Origin of the sequence: Burkholderia sp. L27(2015), from assembly GCF_009765705.1 — a bacterium.
In the GTDB taxonomy this organism is placed as follows: domain Bacteria; phylum Pseudomonadota; class Gammaproteobacteria; order Burkholderiales; family Burkholderiaceae; genus LMUX01.
Window position 1 is genome coordinate 317181 of the sequence record NZ_LMUX01000016.1, and the last position, 12793, is coordinate 329973.

A 12793-nucleotide genomic window follows, 5' to 3' on the forward strand; every position below is an offset into this window, starting at 1 on the left:
CCGGGACACATGACCTTTGCCGATGTAGTCAACCTGGCGCTGAACGGGCTCGTTTCCGGGATGTTGGTCGCGCTGCCCGCGCTGGCGGTATCGTTGGTGTACGGGCTTGCCCGCTTCCCGAACGCCGCCACTGGCGATGTTGTCAGCGTGGGCGGCTATGCCGGCCTGTTCGCGTACACAGCGAGCGGCTCTCTGCTGGCTGCCGGCGCCGGGGCCGCGGCGATCGGTGCGGCGGTCGGCCTGGCCTCGTACTTCCTGGCGTTTCGCGCCATCCTGCGGCGCTCGGTCATTACGTCGTTGCTGACTTCGATCGGTGTGGGCTTCGTGATCCGGGCGGTGTTGGGCGTCACGTTCGGCCACCAACCTCGCACCTTCGATATGCCCATCACGCGGGCGGCGCGCTGGCATGGCGTGATGCTCAATCCCACCGATGGGCAACTGGTACTCGTGACGCTTGCCGTGTTGGCGATCGTGTTCACGCTGCTGTACGGCACCTCGATGGGGCGCAAGATGCGCGCCCTGTCCGACGACGCTGATCTGGCCAGAGTCTCGGGTATCGGCGTCGAGCGATCGATGGTGACGATGTGGGCGCTCACGGGCGCCGTATGCGGCATCGCGGGGATGATGGTCGGCATGCGTACCGTCGTATCGCCCGACGCGGGTTGGGACACGCTGCTGCCCGCGTTCGCCGCGGCCGTGGTCGGCGGACTCGGCAATCCGCTGGGCGCCGTGGTCGGAGCGATCTTGCTCGGTGTGCTGCAGGAATTGTCCACGCCGCTGGTGGGCTTCGTCTACAAGATCGCGCTGGCCTACGTGGTGATGCTGTTGGTGTTGCTGATCCGCCCGCAGGGTCTGTTCAACCGTGTACAGGGAGTGCGCTGATGCTCGATTACGCGCTGACCCTGGCCGTGGTAACGCTGATCTACGTGTTGTTGTCCTTGGCATTGGATTTGCAATACGGTTTTACCGGCATGATCAATTTCGGCGTGGCCGGATTTTTCGGTGCCGGCGCCTATACCTCCGTGCTACTCACGATGCGGGCCGGCTGGCCGGCACCGCTCTCGTTTGCCGGGGCCATGGTCGTGTGCGGCGCGATCGCCTGGCCGCTGGGCAAGATCGCCTTGCGTTTGCGCGACGACTACCTTGCGATCGTGACCTTGGGTTTTTCTGAAATCATCCGGCTGGTGCTGGTGCAGGAGCAATGGCTGACCAACGGCGTGCAGGGCATCCCCGGCGTGCCCAGGTTGTGGCCCACGTGGAGCACCGCGCATAGCGAGCTGTTCTTACTGGTCATGCTATGTGTTGCCAACGTTGCCATGGTGGTGTTTTTGCGTCACCTGACACACAGTCCGTATGGACGGTTGATACAGGCGATCCGCGACGACGAAGTGGCCGTCAAGGCGCTGGGCAAGAATCCTGCGCGTTTCAAGACGCAGGTGCTGGTGATCGGTGGTGCGATCACCGGACTGGCCGGTGCATTCTTCGCGCACTACATGACCTACATCGTGCCGGACCAGTTCGTGCCGCTGATTACGTTCTACGTCTGGATGGCGGTCATCATGGGCGGCGTCGCGCGCCTGTCGGGTTCGGTGGCGGGTGCCGCGCTGCTGGTCATTTTTCTCGAAGGATCGCGCTTCTTGCGCGGTGTTTTGCCATGGGTGAGCGACGACGCGATGGCCAGTGTGCAGATCGGCGCAGTGGGGCTGGTGCTGATTCTGTTCATGCGCTGGCGGCCCGAGGGGTTGTTCGGACGGCGGCGGGAGGGCTTGAGATGACGCTTTCCACCAGCGGTCTTACGCTGCGCTACGGCGATTTCACGGTGCTTGACGATGTATCGGTGGAAATGAGCCTGGCTGGCTTGCACGGCATGATCGGACCGAACGGCGCGGGCAAGAGTACGTTTTTCGCAGTCCTGAGCGGTTTCATTCGCCAGAATGCCGGGCGTATCGCGTTCGGTGGCACGGCGCTTGAACATCTGTCACCGGACGAGCGTGCCCGAACCGGTTTTGGCCGTACCTTCCAGATACCGCGGGAATTCAAGCATCTGTCGGTACGCGACAACCTGAAGGTGGGCGCGCGACGGCAGCCCGGCGAAAGCCTGCGCCAATTGTTCTGCGCGCCCGCTGCGGTGCGCGCGGCCGAACGGGAGATCGCCGCGCGCGTCGATGCGACGCTCGCGTTCCTGAAGTTGGAGCGCGTTGCCGACGCGCTGGCGGGCGGGCTCTCCGGCGGTCAGAAGAAGCTGCTCGAACTGGGCCGGATTTTAATGTCGGAGCCGAAGTTCATCCTGCTGGACGAACCGTACGCGGGGGTCAATCCGGTGCTGATCGAAGAACTTTCGCAGCGCATTCGCGAACTCAATGCTCAAGGCATCGGTTTCCTGATCATCGAACATAACCTGGAGGCGCTGAACCGGCTGGTCGACGATCTGTACGTATTGGATCGGGGGCGCCTGATCGGACACGGGCGGCCCGACGAAGTGCTCGCGCAAGCGAGTGTGCGCGCGGCCTACATGGGAGGCGCTGCATGACGCCGATCTTTGAAATTGCCGGTCTGACGGGCGGCTATGGTGAGATTGATATCTTGAAAGGCATCGATCTTCATGTGGCGCCCGGTGAGATCGTCACGATCGCCGGCACCAACGGGGCCGGCAAGTCGACCATCATCAAGGCCGCGATGGGGCTGCTGCCGCGCGTTGCCGGCTCGGTGCGATTCGAGGCGCATGACATCACGCGCGAACGCGTGGAAACACGCTTGAAAGCGGGCATCGGCTATGTGCCGCAGGTGGCGAATGTATTTGCCAGCCTGAGCGTGCACGACAACCTGCTGGTGGTGCAGGGCGTTCGCGACGCGCGGCGCCGGGCCGAAGCCATGTACGAGATGTTTCCGGCGCTGGCGGCCCACCGTCGGCGCAGGGCCGGTTCATTGTCGGGCGGCGAGCGCCAACAACTGGCGTTCGCGCGTGCACTGATGCGTACGCCCCGCATGATGCTGCTCGACGAGCCCACCGCCGCACTTTCGCCCGCACTGGTCGACGAGATTTTTAGCTATGTGGCGCGTCTGCCTGCCGCCGGCACCGCCGTGCTGATGGTCGAGCAGCGTGCACGCCAGTCGCTCGCCGTGAGCCAGCGCGGCTACATCATCGACCAGGGCACGATCGCGATGCAGGGCGATGCTGCATCGCTGCTCACGGATCCGGCCGCGGCCGATCTGTTTATCGGACGGCACTGACATGCCGTGCCTGCACAACAATCGTGGCTCGTAACGCAAACCGGTAATGATGAATTCCAACGCTCGCTCTTCCCCTCTTCCCGACGTCGTGGTCATCGGCGCGGGCGTGGTCGGTTTGGCTTGCGCATGGTCAGCATTGAAAGAGGGCGCGGCGGTCACCCTCATCGATCGCGATTTTGAGGGCGACCGCACTTCGCATGGGAACGCGGGGGGTATCGCGGTCACGGAAAGTACGCCGATTTCCGTGAACGGCCTGTTCTTCAACGCCGCCAAATGGTTGTTCGATCCACTCGGGCCGCTCGCCGTGAACTGGAAGCATGTGCCGGCCGCGCTGCCCTGGTTCATGGCGTTTCGACGAGCCGGTCAGCCGCCGTATTTCACCGCCATATCGCACGCGCTCGCAGCGTTGAACAACCGGGTGTACGAAGATCTGGTGCCGATGTTCAACGACATTGGTGCATTGACGATGTTTTATCGCCGCGGCGCTTTGACCGTCTACGAGACCGACGAGGCGTTCCAGGCCGATGCGCAAGAGTGGCAGTTCAAACGCGAATTGGGCGTGCGCTGCCGGGCCTTGAGCCAGACGGAGATTCGCGAGTGCGAACCGGCGCTGGCGCCCGTCTTCAAGCATGGCATGTTCCTGGACGACTGGTCCCACATCGGCGACCCCAAGCGGCTGGTTTCCTTGTTGCGGGATCGGGTGCGCGAGTTGGGTGCTCAATTCGTCGAAGGGAGCGTGGTCGCGCTCGATGCATCCGATAGCGCCGCACCCGCTGCAAGACTGGCAAGTGGCCGTGCGATAAGCGGGCGTCGTCTGGTGGTGGCGGCGGGCGCATGGTCCGGCACGCTGGCCGCATCGATCGGCGACCGCGTGCTGCTTGATAGCGAACGCGGCTATAACACCACGCTGCCGCAATCGGGTACCACGCTATCGCGAGAAGTGATTTTTGCAGAGCGCAAGTTTGTCGCGACGCCGCTCGATATTGGTCTGCGTATCGGCGGCGCCGCGGAATTTGCCGGGCTGAAGGCTGCGCCCAATTTCAAACGTAGCGATGCGCTGCTGACACTGGGCAAGCGTTTCTTACCCGGCATCGACGCGCGAGGCGCCGTGCAGTGGATGGGGCATCGACCTTCGACGCCGGACTCGCTGCCCGTCATCGGCCGCTCGCCTCGTGTCTCCTCGGTGATCTACGCGTTCGGCCATGGACATCTCGGTTTGACGCAATCGGCTACGACCGGCGCCCTGGTAGCGGATTTGCTCGCCCAGCGGACCCCGGGGACAGGGCTGGGCGCTTACTCGATCGAGCGCTTTGAGAAATAGCGAGGCTGCGAGTGCCTCGAATGAGTTACGGGCTTACCCGTTGATGTTTCAATCTTTATAAAGGTGCTGCCATGCAAGTCAATTGGAAAGGTGTTTTTCCTGCCGTTACAACGAAGCTGAAGGAAGACAGTACGCTCGATCACGACGCGATCAGAAGCGGCCTGAACCGTCTCATCGAAAACGGTGTCGGGGGCGTGGTGATGATGGGTATGGTGGGCGAAAACGCTCAGTTGAGCCCGGAAGAAAAGCGCACAGTGCTCAAGATCGCGGTGGAAACGGTTGCCGGCCGCGTGCCTGTCATTTCCGGTTTGGGCGAAACCAATACCGCCAGTGCGGTGCAGTTCGCGAAGGACGCAGAGCAGATCGGCGTGCAAGGCTTGATGGTATTTCCGGGCCTGACATACCGCTCCGACGATCGCGAGACCGTGGCGTTCTACCGCACCATCGCTCGTAGCACCAAACTGGGCCTGATGCTCTACAACAATCCGCGCGGCTATGGCGTGGACCTGCGCCCCGATTTGCTCGATCAGTTGAAAGACGAAGCCAACATCGTCGCGATCAAGGAAGAGACCTACGACACGACCCGGGTAACGGATGTGTACGCCCGCTTCGGCGAGCGCTTTTTGGTCTTCTGCGGCGTGGACGATCTGGTGGTCGAATCCGCAGCGCTTGGCGTGACGGGCTGGGTATCCGGCATGGCCAATGCCGTACCGAAAGAGTCGGTCGAGCTGCTCGATCTGGCCGTGAAGGGCGACTTCGCCAAAGCGCGCAAGCTGTATCGCATCCTCATCCCGTTGTTCCACCTCGATGTACACGTCAAGCTGGTGCAGTACATCAAGCTGGCGGAAAACATCACGGCGGGCTATTCGGAAAACGTCAAAGCCCCGCGTCTGAAGCTCGAAGGGCAGGAGCGTGCCGAGATCGTGAGCATCATCGAGAAGACGCTTGCCGATCTCAAGACGCTGTCGAATTGACGGGATCAGTGCAACTAAGGCAACTGAGGAAACTGACGGGGCGGGAACATGAGAAGTACATTTTTTTGCATAGACGGCCACACCTGTGGTAACCCGGTGCGCGTGGTGGCCGGGGGCGCGCCTATCCTGTCGGGTGGCACCATGATAGAACGGCGCGCGCACTTCGAGCGGGAGTTCGACTGGATCCGCACGGCTCTGATGTTCGAACCGCGCGGGCACGAGGTGATGTCCGGCACCATACTGTATCCGTCGACGCGAGCCGATTGCGATGTGGCGATTCTGTTTATCGAGGTCAGCGGCTGCCTGCCGATGTGCGGCCACGGCACCATCGGTACCGTGACCACTGCCATCGAGCATGGTCTGGTGCGACCGCGCGAACCGGGCGTGCTGCGCCTGGACACACCGGCCGGCCCGGTGCTCGCGCGCTACAAGATGGACGGGGACTATGTCGACTCTGTGCAGCTCATCAACGTACCGTCATTCCTCCATTCAACCGATCTGAGCGTCGAGGTCGACGGCATCGGCGAAATTCGCTTCGATGTGGCCTATGGCGGGAATTTCTACGCCATCATCGAGCCGCAAGCCCACTACGCAGGCTTGCATACCTTGAAGCCTTCGGACATCCAGCGCCTGAGCCCCATCCTGCGGCAGAAGGCGAACGAGAAATACCGCTTCGTTCATCCGGAGAAACCGGAAATCAGCGGCCTGAGCCACGTGATGTGGACCGGCGACGCGACTGTGCCGACGGCACATGGGCGCAACGCGGTCTTCTACGGCGACAAGGCGATCGACCGTTCGCCTTGCGGCACCGGCACCTCGGCCCGTATGGCGCAACTCGTGAGCCAAGGTCGCTTGCAAGTAGGCGAGCGTTTTGTGCACGAAAGCATCATCGGCACTTTGTTCAACGGTATTGCGGAAGAGGCGACTCGCGTCGGCGAGTTCGATGCGATCGTCCCCAGTATCGAAGGTTGGGCGCGTGTCACCGGTCATAACACGATCTTTGTCGACGATCGCGATCCGCTGGCCCGAGGGTTCTTGTTGAAGTGAGCGCGGCGCTCCATTGCATCGTGCGCTCTCCATTCCCACGAAAATAACCAGGTGTAATCATGCTGATCCTAAAAAACGTTCGCGTACTCGACGTCAATCACGAACACGATGATGGCCGGTATAGCATCGTCATCGACGGCGATACCATACGCGAAGTGACTCGCGAGCCCGTGTCGTTGCCGGATGCACAAACCCTGGACATGGGTGGCCGCACCGTCATGCCGGGCATGATCGATTGCCATGCGCACGTGATTGCATCGGTGGCTCATCTGGGCAACAACAGCCGGCTGCCCAACACCTTCGCGGTGCTGCGGGCGGTGCCTATCCTGCAGGGCATGCTCAATCGCGGGTTCACGACGGTGCGCGACGCGGGCGGCGCCGACTACGCGCTATCCAAGGCGATCGAGGAAGGCGTGATCGCCGGGCCTCGTCTTTTTGTCGCCGGCAAGGCACTGTCGCAAACGGGCGGTCATGGCGATTTCCGCGAACGCTTCGACAACTCGGATCCCGATCCTTGCGGCTGCAACCGCAACCTAGGTGCGATCGGTCGCATCGTCGACGGTGTCGACGATGTCCGCCGGGCCGTGCGTGAAGAAATGCGCGCCGGCGCCCACCATATCAAGATCATGGCCTCGGGCGGCGTTGCGTCGCCGACCGATCCGATCGGCAATCTGCAATTTTCGGTCGACGAGATCAAGGCTATCGTCGAAGAGGCGCAATCACACCAGACCTATGTGATGGCGCACGCCTACACCGCCAAGGCGATCTCGCGCGTGGTCGAACTCGGTATTAGAACCATCGAGCACGGCAATCTTATCGACGACGCGACGGCCGAGCTCATGGCGCGTCATGGCGCTTATGCCGTGCCCACGCTGGTGACTTACGATGCCATGAGCAAAGTGGGCGCCAAGGCCGGCATCGGGGAAAGCACGCTGGTCAAGAATGAGGCGGTGCGAATTCAGGGCTTGCGTGCGCTGGAAATTCTCAAGCGCCACGGCGTCAAGATTGGTTTAGGCAGCGATTTGCTGGGCGACATGCACGAATTCCAAAGCGATGAACTGTCGATCCGCGCGGAAATCGTCGGTGCATTTGAAACCATCTGCCAGGCGACGGCCATCGGCGCAGAGATCGTCGGCATGGAAGGGCGCCTGGGTGTTGTCGCGGCCGATGCGATTGCCGATCTGTTGGTCGTAGATGGGGACCCTACGCAGAATATTCACTTGCTGACGGGGCAGGGCGAGCGCATCGCCGCGGTGATGAAAGCCGGGGCATGGGTCCGGCGTGCCGGCTTCTAATTGAGGGGAAAGCAAGGGAAAAGCGGGGCATTTGGGATTTTGTATCCCAAATTTAAGCCATGCTACGATCGGATGTTCCTATAACTTTATAAGCACAGCTATACCCATGGTCGCCGCTAAGCAACGCCGTAACGAAGTGTCCATTGAGAAGGGTCCCGTGATCGCCGAAAGGGTGAGTCGCAAAATCGTGCGGCCGACGGCGGTCGAATTGGTCACGACGGCGATACGCCAGCGGATCTTGAGTGGCGACTTGGCGCCGGGCGAAGTGCTGCGGCAGGAAGCCTTGGCCGAAGAGCTGGGCGTGAGCCGCGTGCCGGTGCGCGAGGCCATTACACGCTTGCGAGCCGAAGGCATGATCAACGTCGTGGCGCACAAGGGAGCTTATGTCTGCGAGCTGTCGGTCGCAGAGGTGCGCGAGACCTTCGACATTCGGTTGCGGCTGGAGCCATGGATTTTTGCGGAAGCGATTCCGCGCATCACCGAGGCGGAAATTGCCAGGGCCGAGCGCATGGTCAAGGAAATGGACGGGGCGGACGAGGCGCAGTGGGGGCATTTGAATTGGAGCTTCCACGAAACGCTCTATTTGCCGGCGCAACGTGAAATCACGCTGCAGATGTTGCGGGTGCTGCACGACCGTAGCGACCGGTATTTCCGCTTTCAGGTGGTCAAGGTACCGATACGCACGCAGTCGCACGAAGAGCATATGGGGCTTGTGCAAGCGTGCCGCAAGCGCGACGCCAAGCTGGGCGCCAAGCTGCTGGAGCAGCACGTGAAGGTGGCTGCGCAGCAGATCGTGAAGATCGTCGAATCGGTTGTTTTAAGCTAGGGCAGGACGCGATACTGCGATCAGCGTGACCCGCGCGGTGCCAAGTTGGTTGGGGCAGGAGATTTCGATGATGGCGTCAGCGTCGCTGATCGATTTGAAGTCGGCGTCAGCGACCACGACCAGCGGGATGTTGATCCCATAGAGTTCGCTGGCGACGATGACGCCGGTCGCGATGATCAGATCGCGTTCGCGCAGGATGATGCCCAGCGGCCCGGTGCCGTTGCGGATGGCTTCAGCAAGAACACTGCTGCTGGAGCTGGAGCCTTTGGCGCGCGGCATCACCATGATCGTGCCACCGAGCCGTTGGCCGAAACAAGGATGGGTCTTGTCGACTATCGTCCCTTGCGCGCTATCGTATCCACCCCAGAAACTGAGCGGTTCGCTCAGCAGTGCTTTCGGGCCGCGTGCATAGCCGCTGGTCAGCGCTTCTCCCGTCAAGACCCCAGAGAGCTGCGCAGAGAGCTGCGATATCGCGGTTGCGTCACTGGGATCGTCGCCCGCGTTAGCTGATCTGTTCATCGAACCACACCTTTCCCTCGAAGGCTGAACGCACGCATTCCGACATGCTGCCGTATGCCACGGTCACGCCAATGTTGGCCGGTGCGTAATGCGCCCATTTGCCCGAATTGGTCATGACGAGTCCCGTCATTTTCTTCATGACGGGGGTGATGTATGTGCAAGTGTCGACCACGATCTGCACGCCGCGATCGGCTAATTTCTCGGCCACGCCGGTTTGCTCCAGCAACCAGAGAATATAGCGGCTGGTGTTGACGTAGAAGTCGCACCGCAGCGGCCCCGAGTACTGCGCAAATAATTGTAGCAGTTGCTCGAATTCGGTAACGGAGAAATGCGGGGTACCCAGGCTCACTGCCACGAGCGGGTCGCCCGGCCCGGCGTGATTCAATTTCCGACGCACCTCGCGCAGATCGTCCAGCGACACAGCGACGGTACGCATCGGCGGTCGGCCTTGCAAGGCGGCGTCTAGCGTTGGTGCTTCCGGTGTGATCCCGACGGCATGAAAAAGCGCGACTGCACCGCTGGATGCAGCGGCTGCACCTAGCGCCTTGAGTTCGTCTTCAGTGGTGTCTAGCGGTAAGCCGACGATCGCCGCAACGCTCGCACCGGCCTCTTTTCCGACCAGCAAGCCTAAAGCGGCAAAGAAGATGTCGCGCCCCGGCAGTGCTGAAAAATCGGGGGCTTCAAACACGATCCGCGCGGCCCGATTCTCGGCAACGTGCAGACCGGCATAGGGCGCGCGGCCGGTGATGGCCGCCGCCAGATCGAGGAAGTCGCCGTAGCGGTTGGTGCGCGCACCGAGCACGGAGTTGGCAAAGACGATTGCGTTGGATTCCGCCCATGCAATCTGCTCGCCCAGCTTCGGCCGGTGCTTGAGTTGGTAGGGCGCGCACGTGAAGCTGGATTCACAGCCTAGCTCCACGTGCGCGTCCATGAGCCGATGCGCTGCTTTCCCCGTGCTCGCCGGCCCGTGATACAGCTCGGGGTGTATCAGGTCCAGCGAGCCGACGTTCAGCGTGGTCGGGATCACCACTTTCGTACCGGCTTGCACGAAGCGTTCGACAAAGTCGAGGCTGGTTGCGCCGTGATAGAGGCAGCCATCGATATGCGCTGAGGTCACGGCTATGAGTTCGTGCGCGGACATGACGTTTGCGATCCGGGTCACGATACGCATGGCCAGCGCCACGCCCGGTCCGAGGTCGCCGTCCAGCATCGCGCGATCATGCGCGCTGAGTGTCAGCATGTCGTTCTGCTCCTGATAGACCGAGGGCAACACGGCAACACCGGTTTGCTATGCCTGGTTGAGTACGCGGCGCTTGGTTCGAGAAGACCGGCGCGGGTGCGAATCGCGCGGCTTTCATATGAGAAATTTTGACTCAAACTGAATCGCCGCGCGGGCTGGTTTTAAAGAAAGTATAAAGGATATCGGATCCAAAATTTTCTGCAAAACGGCTTTTGGCGAGGGGGGGATGATGGTAATCGTTGCGAGAGCTTAGGGGGGATGACACGGATACCCAAAATTCCCCTCGGAACGCCATGAGCGTTTGACGGTCCTATCAGACATCGTTAAACGCGCACCCGCCTGGTCGACGGCCACAGTACAGATCAGATCGATAAGCCGTTGGCCCCGTTACAGCATCTTTTCGGTTATTCCATGACGCCATCAATCGGCAGCGCTGCAACTCGCCCATCCAAAGCTGCGCCCGCTATTGTCCTGGGGGCCATCGGGGTTGTGTTCGGAGACATCGGAACCAGTCCTCTATACACCTTGCGGGAGTGCCTGAAGGCGGCCGGAGACTTGAGTCAGACGAACGTCTTTGGCATCGTATCCCTGATACTCTGGTCGATACTTATCGTCGTGACCCTGAAATATGTCTGCTTCGTCATGCGCGCGGATAACCATGGGGAAGGCGGGATACTGGCGCTTACCGCGCTCGCGTCGGGCGTGGCACCGGCGAAAATGCGTACGGTGCTGCTTACGCTGGGCGTCTTGGGTGCGGCAATGTTCTACGGCGACTCCATGATCACGCCGGCCATCTCCGTCATTTCCGCGGTTGAGGGCGTGACGCTGGTGGATGCGCATCTGACGGTCTGGATCGTACCTATCGCGCTGGTTATTCTCACGGGATTATTCGCAATACAAAAGCGCGGTACGACGGTCGTCGGCAAGTTGTTCGGCCCCGTCATGGTGGTATGGTTTGTAACCTTGGCGAGCCTGGGCGTGTTCCATATCGCGCAGCATGCGACGATACTGCTGGCCGCTTCACCGATCTGGGCGGTGCGTTTCGTAGCGCACAGTCCGGGAACCGCTTTCATCGTGCTCGGCTCGGTGTTTTTGGCACTCACCGGAGGTGAAGCGCTGTATGCGGACATGGGGCACTTTGGGAAAAAGCCGATCCGGCTTGCGTGGCTGGGCCTCGTTTTGCCTAGCCTGGTTCTTAACTACTTCGGCCAAGCCGCAATGGTGCTGGCGCGACCCGCCGCGGTGCAGCAACCCTTTTTCCAGTTGGTTCCGAGTTGGGCGCTTGTGCCGCTGGTTGTGCTCGCAACCGCGGCGACCATCATCGCGTCGCAGGCGGTGATCTCCGGCGCATTCTCCATGACCAAGCAGGCCGTGCAACTGGGGTTCCTGCCTAGAGTCAAGATCATCCACACGTCGACGCACGAGATCGGACAAGTCTACGTGCCGTTTATCAATGCAGCCCTGTTCGTGGCGATCGTGTTCCTGGTGATCTTTTTCAAATCATCCGACAATCTGGCTGCCGCATACGGCATTGCGGTGGCATCGACCATGCTGCTGACTACGCTGCTCATGTCTTTCATCGCACGGTGCCTGTGGCGCTGGAAACTCAGCACCACGGCGGCGGTCATCGGCCCGCTCGTGCTGGTCGATCTCGCTTTCGTATCGAGCAATGCGAGCAAGGTGCTCGATGGCGGTTGGTTTCCGTTGCTGGCCGGCGTTGTCTTGTTCACGGTGATGACGACATGGCACAAAGGGCGTGAATTGCTAAGGGCAAGGGTCAGCGCTGAGAACCTCCCGTTAAGAGACGCCATCGCGGTCTTATGCAATGAAACACCGCCGCCTTCTCGTGTGAGAGGCACAGCCGTGTTCCCTGGCGGGGTTGAAGACCGCACACCGACAGCGTTCGTGCATAACCTCAAGCACAACCACGTCTTACATGCGCGTAACATTTTTATCGCAGGCTCGACCGCCAACGTTCCGTATGTTTCGCAGAAGACGACCGTGACCGACCTGGGTGAGGGATGCTATGCGCTAACCTTGCACTACGGGTTCATGGAGTTACCCGATATTCCGGCAATACTGAAATCTGTCGAAGGCCAAATTCCGAGCTGGCGGTACGATCCGGAAGCAACGTCGTTCTTCATCGGGAGCAGGTTCATTCTGGCGACGGGCGAGACTCGATCGATGCCCATATGGCGCGATAAGCTTTTCGCATTTCTGAGCCGCAATGCCGCCCACGTAGGTGATTATTATCATCTACCGCCCAAACGCGTGATAGAGATGGGCGGCCAGATCAACCTATAGCCCTCGATGCGCGCAGTTCGCGGCATACGGTTTTGT

12 protein-coding genes are annotated in these 12793 nt (G+C 61.0%); 10 read left to right on the top strand and 2 right to left on the bottom strand.

What is annotated here, in order from left to right:
* Positions 1–9 precede the first annotated feature (9 nt).
* The 9 genes from GSQ77_RS09395 (at position 10) to GSQ77_RS09435 (ending at position 8694) form a co-directional block, all read left to right on the top strand.
* Positions 10–882, top strand: coding sequence for a branched-chain amino acid ABC transporter permease (locus GSQ77_RS09395; RefSeq protein ID WP_158901353.1), 873 nt, complete (start codon positions 10–12; stop codon positions 880–882).
* Positions 882–1775, top strand: a complete 894-nt coding sequence (locus tag GSQ77_RS09400; protein ID WP_158901355.1) for a branched-chain amino acid ABC transporter permease — start codon at positions 882–884, stop codon at positions 1773–1775. Before GSQ77_RS09395 ends, GSQ77_RS09400 begins: the two co-directional genes overlap by 1 nt.
* On the top strand, positions 1772–2530 hold the full coding sequence (locus tag GSQ77_RS09405; protein ID WP_158901357.1) for an ABC transporter ATP-binding protein: 759 nt from the start codon (positions 1772–1774) through the stop codon (positions 2528–2530). Before GSQ77_RS09400 ends, GSQ77_RS09405 begins: the two co-directional genes overlap by 4 nt.
* Complete coding sequence (locus GSQ77_RS09410; RefSeq protein WP_158901359.1) at positions 2527–3231, top strand: ABC transporter ATP-binding protein; 705 nt, start codon at positions 2527–2529, stop codon at positions 3229–3231. Before GSQ77_RS09405 ends, GSQ77_RS09410 begins: the two co-directional genes overlap by 4 nt.
* 46 nt (positions 3232–3277) lie before the next feature.
* A complete protein-coding gene (locus GSQ77_RS09415) occupies positions 3278–4552 on the top strand; it encodes an FAD-binding oxidoreductase (RefSeq protein WP_254067535.1) in 1275 nt (424 codons plus the stop codon).
* 71 nt (positions 4553–4623) lie between these two features.
* Positions 4624–5526, top strand: coding sequence for a dihydrodipicolinate synthase family protein (locus GSQ77_RS09420; protein ID WP_158901361.1), 903 nt, complete (start codon positions 4624–4626; stop codon positions 5524–5526).
* 48 nt (positions 5527–5574) lie between these two features.
* The gene (locus tag GSQ77_RS09425) at positions 5575–6573 is read left to right on the top strand and encodes a 4-hydroxyproline epimerase (RefSeq protein WP_158901363.1); all 999 of its coding nucleotides are present in this window, start codon (positions 5575–5577) and stop codon (positions 6571–6573) included.
* A gap of 59 nt (positions 6574–6632) precedes the next feature.
* Positions 6633–7868 carry an amidohydrolase family protein gene (locus tag GSQ77_RS09430; RefSeq protein ID WP_158901365.1) on the top strand — a complete coding sequence of 412 codons (1236 nt, stop codon included), beginning with the start codon at positions 6633–6635 and terminating at the stop codon, positions 7866–7868.
* A 100-nt stretch (positions 7869–7968) separates the two neighbouring features.
* Positions 7969–8694: a GntR family transcriptional regulator gene (locus GSQ77_RS09435; RefSeq protein ID WP_254067589.1), complete on the top strand. Its 726-nt coding sequence runs from the start codon at positions 7969–7971 to the stop codon at positions 8692–8694.
* Here the strand turns inward: GSQ77_RS09435 and GSQ77_RS09440 are convergent.
* Positions 8686–9213 (bottom strand): DUF126 domain-containing protein, encoded by a 528-nt coding sequence (locus tag GSQ77_RS09440; protein WP_158901369.1) that lies wholly within the window; start codon positions 9211–9213, stop codon positions 8686–8688. The two genes, GSQ77_RS09435 and GSQ77_RS09440, sit on opposite strands and share 9 nt — an antisense overlap.
* The gene (locus GSQ77_RS09445; protein ID WP_158901371.1) at positions 9197–10453 is read right to left on the bottom strand and encodes an aconitase X catalytic domain-containing protein; all 1257 of its coding nucleotides are present in this window, start codon (positions 10451–10453) and stop codon (positions 9197–9199) included. The genes GSQ77_RS09440 and GSQ77_RS09445 overlap by 17 nt, the downstream gene beginning before the upstream one ends.
* Positions 10454–10864: 411 nt before the next feature.
* Between GSQ77_RS09445 and GSQ77_RS09450 the strand changes: the two genes are divergently transcribed.
* A complete protein-coding gene (locus GSQ77_RS09450; protein WP_158901373.1) occupies positions 10865–12757 on the top strand; it encodes a potassium transporter Kup in 1893 nt (630 codons plus the stop codon).
* Positions 12758–12793 lie beyond the last annotated feature (36 nt).

Coding starts and splice junctions, on each gene's coding strand:
- GSQ77_RS09405 (WP_158901357.1), top strand. CDS start 1,772: ATGACGCTTTCCACCAGCGGTCTTACGCTGCGCTACGGCGATTTCACG.
- GSQ77_RS09410 (WP_158901359.1), top strand. CDS start 2,527: ATGACGCCGATCTTTGAAATTGCCGGTCTGACGGGCGGCTATGGTGAG.
- GSQ77_RS09400 (WP_158901355.1), top strand. CDS start 882: ATGCTCGATTACGCGCTGACCCTGGCCGTGGTAACGCTGATCTACGTG.
- GSQ77_RS09450 (WP_158901373.1), top strand. CDS start 10,865: ATGACGCCATCAATCGGCAGCGCTGCAACTCGCCCATCCAAAGCTGCG.
- GSQ77_RS09395 (WP_158901353.1), top strand. CDS start 10: ATGACCTTTGCCGATGTAGTCAACCTGGCGCTGAACGGGCTCGTTTCC.
- GSQ77_RS09445 (WP_158901371.1), bottom strand. CDS start 10,453: ATGCTGACACTCAGCGCGCATGATCGCGCGATGCTGGACGGCGACCTC.
- GSQ77_RS09440 (WP_158901369.1), bottom strand. CDS start 9,213: ATGAACAGATCAGCTAACGCGGGCGACGATCCCAGTGACGCAACCGCG.
- GSQ77_RS09415 (WP_254067535.1), top strand. CDS start 3,278: ATGATGAATTCCAACGCTCGCTCTTCCCCTCTTCCCGACGTCGTGGTC.
- GSQ77_RS09430 (WP_158901365.1), top strand. CDS start 6,633: ATGCTGATCCTAAAAAACGTTCGCGTACTCGACGTCAATCACGAACAC.
- GSQ77_RS09425 (WP_158901363.1), top strand. CDS start 5,575: ATGAGAAGTACATTTTTTTGCATAGACGGCCACACCTGTGGTAACCCG.
- GSQ77_RS09420 (WP_158901361.1), top strand. CDS start 4,624: ATGCAAGTCAATTGGAAAGGTGTTTTTCCTGCCGTTACAACGAAGCTG.